Source organism: Undibacterium sp. Xuan67W (assembly GCF_049340165.1).
Lineage (GTDB): Bacteria > Pseudomonadota > Gammaproteobacteria > Burkholderiales > Burkholderiaceae_D > Undibacterium.
This window is the reverse complement of record NZ_JBMPPN010000008.1, coordinates 101,716-114,039: the sequence shown is the minus strand read 5'-3', so window position 1 is coordinate 114,039 and position 12,324 is coordinate 101,716. Positions and strand designations below refer to the sequence as shown.

Here is a 12,324-nt window from a genome sequence, read left to right as displayed (position 1 = left end):
TTTTGTTTGCAATAGGCCACTGTATTTGCACTAAAAATTTACTTAAAAATGCAAAAACGGCGAAGAAATTCTTCGCCGTTTAATTTTTGTGATTCTCTGGTTTACGAACGGGTAATTGGCAAACCCAAGTCTTCCGTCAAATGGATATGTTTCGCCAGTTCGAGTTTGGCGATTGCATTGCGGTGGACTTCATCCGGACCATCTGCCAGGCGTAATGTACGGTTGCCTGCCCATTGTGCTGCCAGCGGGAAGTCGCCTGAAACACCGCCTGCGCCATGCGCCTGAATTGCCCAGTCCAGCACTTGTTGCGTGACGTTCGGTGCCAGCACTTTGATCATGGCGATCTCTGCTTGCGCAAACTTATTGCCGACAGTATCCATCATATAAGCGGCTTTCAGCGTCAACAAACGTGCTGTATCGATCTGAATGCGTGACTCGGCAATGCGCTCGCGCCAGATACTTTGTTCGGATACTTTTTTACCGAAGGCGACGCGGCTGTTCAGACGTTTGCACATGAGTTCCAGTGCCCGCTCTGCGACGCCGATCGCACGCATACAATGGTGAATACGACCAGGGCCAAGACGGCCCTGAGCGATTTCAAATCCACGCCCTTCGCCTAGCAGCAGGTTGGAGGCGGGAACGCGAACGTTTTCAAATAAAATTTCGCAATGACCATGCGGTGCGTCGTCATAGCCGAATACCGGAAGAGGGCGCACGACGGTAATGCCCGGCGTTTTTGCATCGACCAATATCATTGATTGTTGCGAGTGACGTGCGGCGTTGATGTCGGTTTTACCCATCAAGATGTAGACGGCACAGCGCGGATCGCCTGCGCCGGAAATCCACCATTTATGTCCATTGATGACATAGTGATCGCCATCACGATCAATCCGTGTTTCGATATTGGTGGCGTCGGATGAGGCGACGTTTGGCTCTGTCATCGCAAACGCGGAGCGGATTTCACCGCGTAGTAAGGGTTCCAGCCATTGTTTTTTGTGTTCTTCGGTGCCGTAGCGTTCGATGGTTTCCATGTTGCCGGTATCGGGCGCTGAGCAGTTAAATACCTCCGGCGCCCAGCCGACTCTACCCATGATTTCGCACAAGGGAGCGTAATCGAGGTTGGATAAACCCTCTGGAGCACGTGCCGACTTTGGCAGAAATAAATTCCACAAACCTTGTGCTCGGGCTTTTGGCTTCAGGTCTTCAATGATTTTGGTCGCGATCCAGCGGTTACCTTTTTCAAGCCCATTGCGGTCAATTTCTTCTTTGTAGGCTTTTTCATTTGGATAAATATGCTCATCCATGAACTTGAGTAATTTACCTTGCAATTCCTTGCAACGATCCGAATAGTCGAATTCCATGCTTGTCTCCTGATGGGTTAGCCTGCTGTTTTAGGGTTTTGTTTTTTGGTTGCGATATTGAAACATCGATAAAATTTGTTCTATAAAATATGTGTTATTTATTAACGTAACTCCAGCCGAGCTCTGCCATTGGCCGTGCTGCCTCACCGGATTTTTTCGCTTGTGCGCTGGATGCTGTGCCATCGACGTAGCGCTTCATGATGCCTTGCAAAATACCGGCCATGCGGAACATGTTATAAGCAAGATAGAAGCTAAAATCTTCCTGGCGAATTGTTTTGCCAGTGCGCTCGCAATATTTGGCGATGTAATCTTGCTCGCTAGGAATCCCAAGCGCTTTATGATCCAGACCTTTAATGCCACGGAATTGACCCGCAGTCACATGCCAGCTCATGCAGTGGTAGGAAAAATCTGCAAGCGGGTGACCGAGTGTCGATAATTCCCAATCCAGCACCGCCAGAATACGTGGCTCTGTCGGGTGAAACATCGTATTGTCGAGGCGGTAATCGCCATGCACAATGCTGGTGTCATCTCCGGCGGGAATATTATTCGGTAACCAGGCAATCAGATTATCCATCGCCTCGATTTTTTCAGTTTCCGACGCTTTGTATTGCTTGGTCCAGCGGTCGATCTGCCTTGCAAAATAATTGCCGGGTCTGCCGTAATCAGCCAGGCCAATCGCCGCGTAATCAATCGTATGCAATTGCGAAATGACGCGATTCATTTCATCGTAGATATCGGCGCGCTGAGCAGGTGTCATTCCTGGTAGAGACTGGTCCCAGAGTACACGACCATCAACAAATTCCATGATGTAGAAGGCGCGTCCAATGACGTCTTCATCAGCACACAAAGCATATTGCTTCGCTGCTGGAAAGCCTGCTTTATTCAGCGCATCCATGACTTTAAATTCACGTTCTATTGCATGCGCAGAAGGCAGTAGCTTGGCAACAGGCCCTGGTTTGGCGCGCATGACGTAGCGTTGATTACCAGCAGTGATTTTGAAGGTAGGGTTTGACTGGCCGCCTTTAAACTGTTCAACAGTCAGCTTATCAGCCGTTTTCGCATCAAAACCCTCGACATGCTGGCGCATATACTCGGCAAGCGCACCCACTTCAAACTTTTGACGGTCAGCTACCGGCATGGTGCCCATGAATTCTTCAAACATCGTGTCTCCTGTTGATCGCTTTAGAGTGATTTTGGTCTGTTTGAGTAGCTGCCACGATACACCTAGGTGTAGCACTTAGAACATCTCTCAAACATGGTATCAAACTATTCTATCTCAAAAAATCGTACGTCCGTACTATTTTTTAACTGCAGTGAAACTTTCTAGTATTTATAAAAAAACCCATCGGCAAATGCGGATGGGTTTGCTAATTAATAATCAATTTTTTCGGTAGCGTTCTAGGAGTGCAGGATATTCAACACCCCATCTAGCCCGACAAAATTCAATGCTACATCAGCCTGCGCTCTGACGACAGGCTTGGCGCGGAAGGCGACTGACAGGCCGGAAATGCTCATCATCTTGAGGTCGTTCGCGCCGTCGCCCATGACAATGACTTCTTTGGCTGAGATGCCTAGTTCTGCTGCGATGCGTTCAACGGTGCGTTGCTTTTCTAATGCGTCAACGATGCCGCCAATAACTTTTCCGGTCAGTTTTCCCTGATCGATTTCGAGAACATTGGCGTGCGTATAGTCGAGATTGCAACGGGTTTTCATGCGATCGGTAAAGAAGGTAAAACCACCCGATACCAGTAGGGTTTTCAAGCCGGCCTGCTGCACTGTCTGTAGCATGTTTTCTGCGCCAGGAGACAGGCGCACACGCTCGTCATACACTTTTTGCAGAGCGTTTGCATTCAGACCTTTTAGCAAGGCGACACGACGGGTGAGGCTTTCCTGAAACTCGATCTCACCGCGCATTGCCGCTTCGGTGATTTCTGAAACTTGCGGTTTCAGGCCTTGCATATCGGCGATTTCATCGATGCATTCGATGGTGATCAGGGTCGAGTCCATGTCCATCGCAACTAATTTGAAATCGACTAAAGTTTGTGTCGATTCACTGAGTGTCGCGTCCAGATGCGCTGCTAAACAATCTGCTTCGATCTGTGCTTTGAGTACGGCTAACTCTTTTTCACAACGCAGATTTTCAAGGCGAACTGCTTGCGGCGTAATGGCAATAATTTTTTCTGCATGGGTCAGGCCTGCGATGTGCTTGATCAGCGCCAGGTCTGTCGTCAGAATTTGTCTCAGGCCTTGTATGGTTAAGTGCATTTTTTTTGAAATATGTGTAGATGGAATAGAGCTTAGTGCAGCGCACGCAGTGCTGTTTTAATTTGTGTGACTCTGGTTGCCAGATCTGGCATGTTTGCGGTAATCCGCAGCTTATCCTGACCATTGAGTTTGATATGTTTATTTTTTTGTACCAGTTCGATGATGCGCATTGCGTCAATGGGTGGTTTTGGCTCGAACTGTAAAGTCGCTGCTTCGGCATGCGCATCAATCTTGATGATGCCCAGAGGCTTGGCTGCTACGCGCAGACGGTGTGTTTCCAGCAACGTCTTGACTGGCTCAGGCAGTTTGCCAAAGCGGTCAATCATTTCTTCTTGCAAATCATCAATCGCATCCTGTTTGCTGCAATTGGCCAGACGCTTGTAGATGGATAGCCGCTCATGTACGTCACCGCAGAAATCGTTCGGCAGCAGTGCAGGGATGTGCAAATTAATTTCTGTTGTACTGGACAAAGGCGCTGCGAGATCGGGTTCTTTGCCGTTCTTGAGTGAGCGCACCGCCTCATTCAACATATCTGAGTAGAGCTGAAAGCCTATTTCGTGCATCTCGCCGGATTGATTGTCACCCAGTACTTCACCGGCACCGCGAATCTCCAGATCGTGCATTGCCAGATAAAATCCGCTGCCCAATTCTTCCATTTGCTGAATCGCTTCCAGGCGACGATCCGCTTGTTTGGTCAGGGTTTGCACATCGTTTACCAGCAAGTATGCATAGGCCTGATGATGCGAGCGGCCGACGCGGCCACGTAATTGATGTAGCTGGGCCAGACCAAATTTATCGGCCCGGTGCATGATGATGGTATTGGCCGTGGGAACGTCAATACCGGTTTCGATAATTGTCGTGCACAACAAAATATTGTGACGTTGCGCGACGAAATCACGCATGACTTTTTCCAGATCCCGCTCATGCATCTGACCATGAGCGACGACGATGCGTGCTTCTGGTAATAATGCTTCCAGCATCGCTTTACGGTTTTGTATGGTATCGACTTCGTTATGCAGGAAATAGACCTGGCCGCCGCGTTTCAATTCGCGTAAGCAGGCTTCGCGGATCACTGAATCATTTTCGCTGCGGACAAAGGTTTTGATCGCCAGTCGTTTTTGCGGTGCAGTAGCAATGATGGAAAAATCACGCAAACCTTCCAGCGCCATGCCCAGAGTACGCGGGATCGGCGTTGCTGTCAGCGTCAGAACATCGACTTCGGCGCGTAGGGATTTTAAAGCTTCTTTCTGGCGAACACCGAAACGATGTTCTTCGTCGATAATGACCAGACCGAGGCGTGAAAATTTGACATCTTCAGACAATAATTTATGAGTGCCGATCACGATATCCAGCGTACCGTCCCCCATGCCTTTGATAGCTTGTGCAATTTCTTTACCAGAGCGGAAACGAGACAACTCGGCGATCTTGACCGGCCAGTTAGCAAAGCGATCGGCAAAGGTCTGCGCATGCTGCTCCGCCAGCAAGGTAGTCGGTGCGAGAATTGCTACCTGTTTGCCGCCCATGACAGCAACGAAGGCGGCACGTAAGGCGACTTCTGTCTTGCCGAAGCCAACATCGCCGCAGATCAGCCTGTCCATTGGTTTGCCTGATGTCATATCGCCGATGACGGCGGTAATGGCGGCGGCCTGATCGGCGGTTTCTTCAAAGCCGAAGCTATCGGCAAAGGTTTCGTAATCTTTATTCGAATATTCAAACGCATGTCCCTGACGCAAGGCGCGACGGGCATACAGGTTCAGGAGTTCGGCAGCGGTATCGCGAATTTGCTGGGCGGCTTTGCGCTTGGCTTTTTCCCATTGCCCGGAACCCAGGCTGTGCAAAGGCGCATCATCTGGCGACGCGCCGGAGTAACGTGAGATCACATGTAGTTGTGATACCGGCACATACAGCTTGGTATCTTTGGCATATTCGAGATGCAGAAACTCGGTTTCTCCTTCGCCCAGATCCATGCTGATCAGTCCCATGTAGCGCCCGATGCCGTGATTGGTATGCACGACAGGATCGCCGATCTTGAGTTCAGACAAATCGCGCACCATGTGCTCGACCTGAGTGACTGCTTCCTGCTTCTTGCGTCCTATGCGTTTGCCGGAACCTGCGTATAACTCGGCTTCGGTGATAAACACAATGCCGTCAGCCAGTACGCATCCGGCATGTAGCGGTGCGACGCCCAGCATCAGCTTGTCGCTGGCGGTGATGAAATCGCCATAGCCTTCGCACAGCGCCAGTGTGATGTTGTATTCGTTAAAGTACTGTTGCAGCGTCTCGCGTCGTCCCAGCGTTTCTGCGCAGATCAGGATGCGCTGTTTGGATTGCAACAGGAACGACCGTAAATTTGTCAGCGGATCATCGGCACGACGATTGACGGCGACGTCGGGCAGACTGCTGGAGAGCTCCGATGCGGCTGGATCTTTTTGAATAACCCAGCGAGATAGAGATTTGAGTTCAGTAAAAAAATCTTCATCCCGCAAGAAGATGGATTCCGGCGGTAATACCGGCCGTTCACGATCCGATTTTAAGAACTGATAGCGTGATCGGGTATCTACCCAAAACCGTTGAATCGCTTCTTCGATATCGCCGATCAGAGTGAAGTGTGTATGGTCTGGCAAATAGTCGAATAGGGTTGCGCTCTCGTCAAAAAATAGCGGCAGGTAGTATTCAATCCCGGCAGAGGCAATCCCGCCGCCAATATCTTTATACACCATGGAGCGCGACGGATCGCCTTCAAAAGTCTCACGCCAGCGGCCGCGAAATGCAGTCCGCGCCGCCTCATCCATCGGGAACTCGCGCCCCGGCAAGAGGCGCACTTCTCTGACCGGATACAGCGAGCGCTGCGTATCGGCATCAAAGGTGCGGATGGTTTCGATACTGTCACCGAACAGATCCAGACGGTATGGCAGCACCGATCCCATCGGGAATAAATCGATCAGGCCGCCACGTACGGAATATTCTCCAGGTGACATGACTTGTGATACGTGAGTGTAACCAGCCAGCGTTAATTGCGATTTAAGTTTTGACTCATCCAGCGTTTCGCCTTGCTTGAAGAAAAACGTGTAGGCAGCCAAAAACGACGGCGGGGCCATGCGTACCAGCGCCGTGGTGGCGGGTACCAGCAATACATCGCAATTGCCGTTTTGTATCTCATGCAGCGTGGATAAACGTTCCGATACCAGATCCTGATGCGGTGAGAACGCGTCATAGGGCAAGGTTTCCCAATCCGGCAGCAAATGGCAACGCAATTCGGGAGCAAACCACGGAATTTCGTCGAGCAAGCGTTGTGCATCTGCTGGATTTGCAACAACGATGCTGAGCATGCGCTGCTGAGCTTTCAGCGCGGTAGCTGCCTGCGATAAAGCATATGCATCGGCAGAGCCATGTAAAGCAGGAAGGACGAAGCGGTTGCCAGGTTTGGGTAAGGCTTTTACGAGATCAAATGCCATTGCTGAGTGGTCGGGTATCTGTTGGATTGCGGTTGAGCTGCGCTTGAGTTGCTGTTGTATTGCAGTTGAGTCGCGATGGAGCCGCACATTCGTCCGGGCCATATCGCTTACCCGCCCGTAAAACCGGTTTCAACAACGCATGCGAAAGCACTTCAAAGAACTTCGCTGCCATGAATTGGCGGTTAAAATGGCTGCAAATTAATAACTACCTTAATCCCCAATTATAAACGATGCAGCCTTTGCTTTTGAGGAACCCAGTGCTTTGATGACCAGCTCTTTACAAACCGATCTGACCCGCAAAAAATATGTTGCCCTGATTCCCGCCGCGGGTGTTGGCGCGCGAATGGGGGGGGCTGTGCCGAAACAATATTTGATGATTCATGACGTGCCGATTCTCCGTTACACCGTAGAGGCATTTCTGGCGGCGCCCTTGATTGAGCATGTCTATGTCGTTGTCAGCGCGTATGACGCCTACGTGGATGACGCATTGCGTGGACTTGATGCGGCAAGTTACAAAGTCAGTGTTTTACGCTGTGGTAGCGCGACCCGGCGTGAGACGGTACGTAATGGGTTGCAGGCAATTCAGTCCAAGCTTGATCCGGACGACTGGGTGCTGGTACATGATGCGGCACGGCCTGGATTGACGCCTGCATTGATTGAAGAGCTGATCACTCGCGTGGGTGATCATGTCAGTGGTGGTCTGCTGGCGTTACCGGTGGTCGATACTGTGAAGCGACTGCAGGACGGTAAGCTTGCTACCATTTCACGCGAAGGCTTGTGGCTGGCTCAGACGCCGCAGATGTTTCGTCATGCTGCATTGAGTGCCGCGCTGGATGCGGCGGGGGAGGTGACGGATGAATCAAGTGCGATGGAGGCTGCGGGACATGTGCCCATGATGGTGAAAGGTCATCCGCGCAATCTTAAAGTAACTCTACCAAGTGACCTTGCGCTGGTGCAGTCGTATTTGGCGGGTACGCCTGAATAATATTACTGCCGTGGCTATACTGGAGTGGAGTATTAAATTTTTCCTAGATAAAATCTGCGGATGAATGCCTGTTATTGACTATACTCCCCATTAATTCTGAAAAACCTGCTGGCGGTTGTTGTTGATGGAGATGTATTCTCGCTGAAGCGTTCATATTCACATCGCCAGAGCACTAATGCATTGAATGACCGCAGATCATCGGCGTTTTTACGAAGTGTTCGCGGTCTGATGGGGAATCCGGGTTGAATGGTGAACCGACTTGTGAGCAAAGCGTAATCTTCGTCAAATCTTCGTCAAATTCACCCTCACTATTATTTTTGTTAATTACTTATGACTACTAATATATCTGCTGAGAGCAGCGTATCAGCAACTCCTGATCCTCGTTTTCCGCCATTTCGTATCGGGCAGGGCTATGACTGTCACGCGCTGGTGACGGGGCGCAAACTGATTATCGGGGGCGTTGATATTCCTCACACTACGGGATTGCTGGGGCATTCGGATGCTGATGTGTTGTTACATGCAATTACGGACGCCTTGTTTGGCTCAGCAGCTCTCGGTGATATCGGGCGACATTTTCCGGATACGGATAAGCGATTTGCTGGTGCTGATTCACGTGTTTTGTTGCGCGAGGCAGTAGCGCGGTTGCATCTGGCTGATTTTAGAGTTGGCAATCTGGATGCCACCATCATTGCGCAAGCGCCGAAAATGGCACCGCATATTGCGGGCATGGTGGCGAATATCGCCGCCGATCTGCAAGTGGATACCGGACAAATTAATGTCAAGGCTAAAACCAACGAACGTCTTGGCTATCTTGGTCGGGAGGAGGGGATTGCCGCCGAGGCGGTGGTGCTGGTGTTTCGCGTATGACAGGGCTACACTGAAGATGTTTAATACCAAGGAGCACAATGATGGATAAGCAAAATTTAAAAGACCTGTTAAAGCAATTGCACGACAGTTTGCAGGAAGCGGATACGGTGGATGTCGAACTGCGTTCCTTGCTGGAGGCGCTCGATAAAGATATTGTGCAAGTCTTGAGTCGCGATGACACAGCCGGTGATCCAATTTTTACTGCATTGAGTGAGCGCTCTCAAGCTTTGTCAGCACAATTCGCGGCACAGCATCCGAAGCTGGAGCCGGTCTTGCGAGAACTGGGCGGCATGCTAGAAAAAATCGGCGTGTAGCACAGCCACATGCCAGAGTGCATGTATGAGTATCATGCCGATCCGAATAAAAAAAGCCCGCGTTATTGCGGGCTTTTTCATGACCTGCTCTGAGTTGAGCAGCCGGTAGCAGTTCCTACCAAATTACAGACTAAGTTCCAGCACCTGACGACTTACGTCCAATGTCACATCACGTTTTTCGCCAAGCGTCACCATGCGATGAGTTTCAAGCGCAGCCAGAATTGGCGGGATGTTGTCGGCATTTAATTGATAATCTGCCAGACGGGTTTTAACGCCCATTTGCTCGAAGAAATCTTGTGTCATCGTGATCGCTCGATCAATGCGACTGTCTTCGCTACCGTCACGCAGATCCCAGACGCGTTCCGCATATTGCAGCAGCTTGGCGCGCTTACTTTCTTTACGGATTCTTAGCATGCTAGGCAAGACGATTGCCAGTGTCTGGGCGTGATCGATGCCATGTAATGCCGTCAGTTCGTGACCTATCATATGGGTGGACCAATCTTGCGGCACGCCGGTAGAAATCACGCCGTTCAGCGCCATGGTTGCGCACCACATCAGATTCGCACGGACATCATAGTCTTCCGGAGCCGCCAAGGCTTTTGGACCTTCTTCGATCAGGGTTTTCAATAAACCTTCTGCGAAGCGATCCTGTACCGGCGAATTGACCGGATAGGTCATGTATTGCTCCATCACATGGACGTATGCATCGACCGCGCCATTGCCGACCTGACGGATTGGTAGCGTGAAGGTTGTTGTCGGATCGAGGATGGAAAATTTTGGAAAGCAATGGCGACTGGAAAATGCCATTTTCGCTTTAATGGATTTGCGGGTGACGACGCCGCCGCTATTCATTTCTGATCCGGTTGCCGGTAAGGTCAGTACGCTGCCAAAAGCCAATGCCTGCGTGACATTGCGGCCGCCTTTTTCGAGAATCGCCCATGGATCTTCTCCGTCGAACAATGTCGCTGCGGCGATGAATTTGGTGCCATCAATCACTGAGCCGCCGCCCACGGCGAGCAGGAAGTCGATCTTGTTTTTCTTTACAGAGTCGACGGCTTGCATCAGTGTTTCGTAGCTGGGATTCGGTTCGATGCCGCTGAATTCAGTGATGCTACGTGAGCCGAGTGCGTTCATGACCTGGTCGAATACGCCATTTTGCTTGATGCTGCCGCCGCCATAGAGCACTAGTACCTTGGCGTCTGCGGGAATGACTTTATCGAGGTCGGCAATGCGGCCTTTGCCAAACATGATTTGGGTAGGATTGTAAAAATCGAAATTCAACATGAGCGTCTCCTTGAGTTGATATGGCCTGACTTCGCTTTTGTGCTCATTATCCGGATAACTTAATTGCGTTATCCGTAAAGCGGCTAAGCGACAGATAGGTGAATATGTAAATAACAGATCTGGTCGCTATCCTAGCGCAATTTCAGATTTTGTGATCGGTCGTTCTTTTTTTTGATGTGTATTTGCGCGAGGAATAAAAACACGCTGGGCTTTTTATGAAAGTCGGGTGCCTTGTTTGCCTGAATTTTTGCCTTCCATTCGGCGGCGGTTCTGGTGTTGATGATTTCGCTACTCAGGCTCAGGTCGGTCGCTACGCAAATCAGGGTACCTGGATGGCAGGAATTCGCCAGTGCCTCAAGCATTGCCGCATTACGGTATGGTGTTTCTATCAATAGCTGGGTTTGCTTTTCTTTGCGGGAGCGGTCTTCAAGCTCTTTAATCCGCTTGGCGCGTTGCGCTGCATCGGTGGGCAAATAGCCATGAAAGGCGAAGCTCTGGCCATTTAAACCGCTGGCCATTAAGGCGAGCAGCAGGGACGATGGGCCGACTAATGGACGCACTCTGATGCCGCGTTGATGTGCGAGGCGGACTAAGTTGGCACCCGGATCTGCGACGGCGGGTACGCCAGCTTCTGAAATCAAGCCAAGATCGTGGCCGGCCAGTAATGGTGTAAGCAGGCCTTCGAGTGCGGCAGGCGGAGTATTGACATTGAGTTCGCTCATGACAATTTCTTGCAAGGGCATCGCAAGAGGGTGCTGCTGACTCAGCATTTTTAGGTAAGCACGGGTGGTCTTGGCATTTTCAACGACGAAATGTGTCAGCCCTGCGCTCATCTGCTGGACGGTGTCGGGGATGATGCTTTGTAGTAATGTCTGTTGCTGGTCTTCTGCGCAACCTAAGGTATTGGGAATCAGATAAAGTGTGCCGGACATAAGTATACTGGGTAGGGTATATGAATTTGATTGTTGATTGCCCGCATAAGATATGCGGATTATCAATATTTGCTAAGAATACTCCCCTGTTTTATCAAGGGATGCTTGTTTTGCCTAGATGATAATCAGGGTTGGGTAAAAAAACTGACGCCTGCTTGCCGTAACATGCCAGTCAGGGCGATCAGTGGTAGACCTGTCAACGCGGTCGGGTCGCTGCTGTCGATTTTTTCAATAATCGCGATGCCCAACCCCTCATTTTTGGCGCTACCAGCGCAATCATAAGGCTGTTCGATGTGCAGATACGCATCCAGTTCTGCGTCGCTGAGGTCGCGAAATCGCACAGTTGTTGTGATGTCTTCGAGTTGCGTTGTCCATTTGCCAGGAACGCGGGCGTCCAGTAAGCACAGTGCAGTGTGGAATACGACTTCCCGGCCACGCATAGTTTGCAATTGTTGCAGGGCGTTGGCGTGGTTGCCGGGCTTGCCGATCTGCTGTCCGTCGAGCGTGGCAACTTGGTCGGAGCCGATCACCAGCGCGCCGGGTGCGGATTCGGTGATTGCCATGGCTTTTTGCTTTGCCAGTCTCAGCGCGGTCTGTTCCGGAAGTTCACCGGCAAATGCCTGTTCAACAATATCGGGCGAGATTGATTCAAATGGTAGTTGCAATCTAGACAATAATTCGCGGCGATAAACGGAGCTGGATGCTAAAATCAAGCGCACTTTAGTCGGGTTGATGGGCATGTATTTGGAATTTGATAATGAATTTGGCAAGAGTATGGCGTAAAATGCAGTCCATTCATAAAACATTGCCGACAAAATCACAATAATTGCTTGTGGGCTTTGACTTGCATGGGGCAATTCT

At 50.5% G+C, this 12,324-nt stretch carries 11 protein-coding genes; 3 read left to right on the top strand and 8 right to left on the bottom strand.

Annotation, left to right across the window (positions count from 1 at the left end; genetic code table 11):
* Positions 1-101 precede the first annotated feature (101 nt).
* From ACO0LE_RS09525 to ACO0LE_RS09505, 5 genes are all read right to left on the bottom strand, one after another.
* Complete coding sequence (locus tag ACO0LE_RS09525; RefSeq protein ID WP_422960148.1) at positions 102-1,361, bottom strand: acyl-CoA dehydrogenase family protein; 1,260 nt, start codon at positions 1,359-1,361, stop codon at positions 102-104.
* A gap of 94 nt (positions 1,362-1,455) precedes the next feature.
* Complete coding sequence (locus ACO0LE_RS09520; RefSeq protein WP_422960147.1) at positions 1,456-2,523, bottom strand: phosphotransferase; 1,068 nt, start codon at positions 2,521-2,523, stop codon at positions 1,456-1,458.
* Positions 2,524-2,759: 236 nt separating this feature from the next.
* Positions 2,760-3,626, bottom strand: coding sequence for a phosphoserine phosphatase SerB (serB, locus tag ACO0LE_RS09515; RefSeq protein ID WP_422960146.1), 867 nt, complete (start codon positions 3,624-3,626; stop codon positions 2,760-2,762).
* A gap of 32 nt (positions 3,627-3,658) precedes the next feature.
* Positions 3,659-7,081, bottom strand: coding sequence for a transcription-repair coupling factor (gene mfd / locus ACO0LE_RS09510; protein ID WP_422960145.1), 3,423 nt, complete (start codon positions 7,079-7,081; stop codon positions 3,659-3,661).
* Positions 7,071-7,253 carry a hypothetical protein gene (locus ACO0LE_RS09505; RefSeq protein WP_422960144.1) on the bottom strand — a complete coding sequence of 61 codons (183 nt, stop codon included), beginning with the start codon at positions 7,251-7,253 and terminating at the stop codon, positions 7,071-7,073. Before ACO0LE_RS09505 ends, mfd begins: the two co-directional genes overlap by 11 nt.
* A 93-nt stretch (positions 7,254-7,346) precedes the next feature.
* Here ACO0LE_RS09505 and ispD point away from each other — a divergent pair, with 93 nt between their 5' ends.
* The 3 genes from ispD to ACO0LE_RS09490 all read left to right on the top strand — a co-directional run bounded on the left by ispD (position 7,347) and on the right by ACO0LE_RS09490 (position 9,247).
* Positions 7,347-8,066 carry a 2-C-methyl-D-erythritol 4-phosphate cytidylyltransferase gene (gene ispD, locus ACO0LE_RS09500; protein WP_422960143.1) on the top strand — a complete coding sequence of 240 codons (720 nt, stop codon included), beginning with the start codon at positions 7,347-7,349 and terminating at the stop codon, positions 8,064-8,066.
* Between the two features lie 330 nt (positions 8,067-8,396).
* The gene (gene ispF / locus ACO0LE_RS09495) at positions 8,397-8,933 is read left to right on the top strand and encodes a 2-C-methyl-D-erythritol 2,4-cyclodiphosphate synthase (RefSeq protein WP_422960142.1); all 537 of its coding nucleotides are present in this window, start codon (positions 8,397-8,399) and stop codon (positions 8,931-8,933) included.
* Positions 8,934-8,974: 41 nt separating this feature from the next.
* Complete coding sequence (locus tag ACO0LE_RS09490; RefSeq protein ID WP_422960141.1) at positions 8,975-9,247, top strand: DUF4404 family protein; 273 nt, start codon at positions 8,975-8,977, stop codon at positions 9,245-9,247.
* Between the two features lie 123 nt (positions 9,248-9,370).
* On the opposite strand, the gene ACO0LE_RS09485 is transcribed toward ACO0LE_RS09490, so the two are convergent.
* The 3 genes from ACO0LE_RS09485 to ACO0LE_RS09475 all read right to left on the bottom strand — a co-directional run bounded on the left by ACO0LE_RS09485 (position 9,371) and on the right by ACO0LE_RS09475 (position 12,203).
* Complete coding sequence (locus ACO0LE_RS09485; protein ID WP_422960140.1) at positions 9,371-10,531, bottom strand: iron-containing alcohol dehydrogenase; 1,161 nt, start codon at positions 10,529-10,531, stop codon at positions 9,371-9,373.
* A gap of 131 nt (positions 10,532-10,662) precedes the next feature.
* The gene (locus tag ACO0LE_RS09480) at positions 10,663-11,463 is read right to left on the bottom strand and encodes an SAM-dependent methyltransferase (RefSeq protein ID WP_422960139.1); all 801 of its coding nucleotides are present in this window, start codon (positions 11,461-11,463) and stop codon (positions 10,663-10,665) included.
* Between the two features lie 125 nt (positions 11,464-11,588).
* Complete coding sequence (locus ACO0LE_RS09475; protein ID WP_422960138.1) at positions 11,589-12,203, bottom strand: Maf-like protein; 615 nt, start codon at positions 12,201-12,203, stop codon at positions 11,589-11,591.
* Between the last annotated feature and the right edge of the window lie 121 nt (positions 12,204-12,324).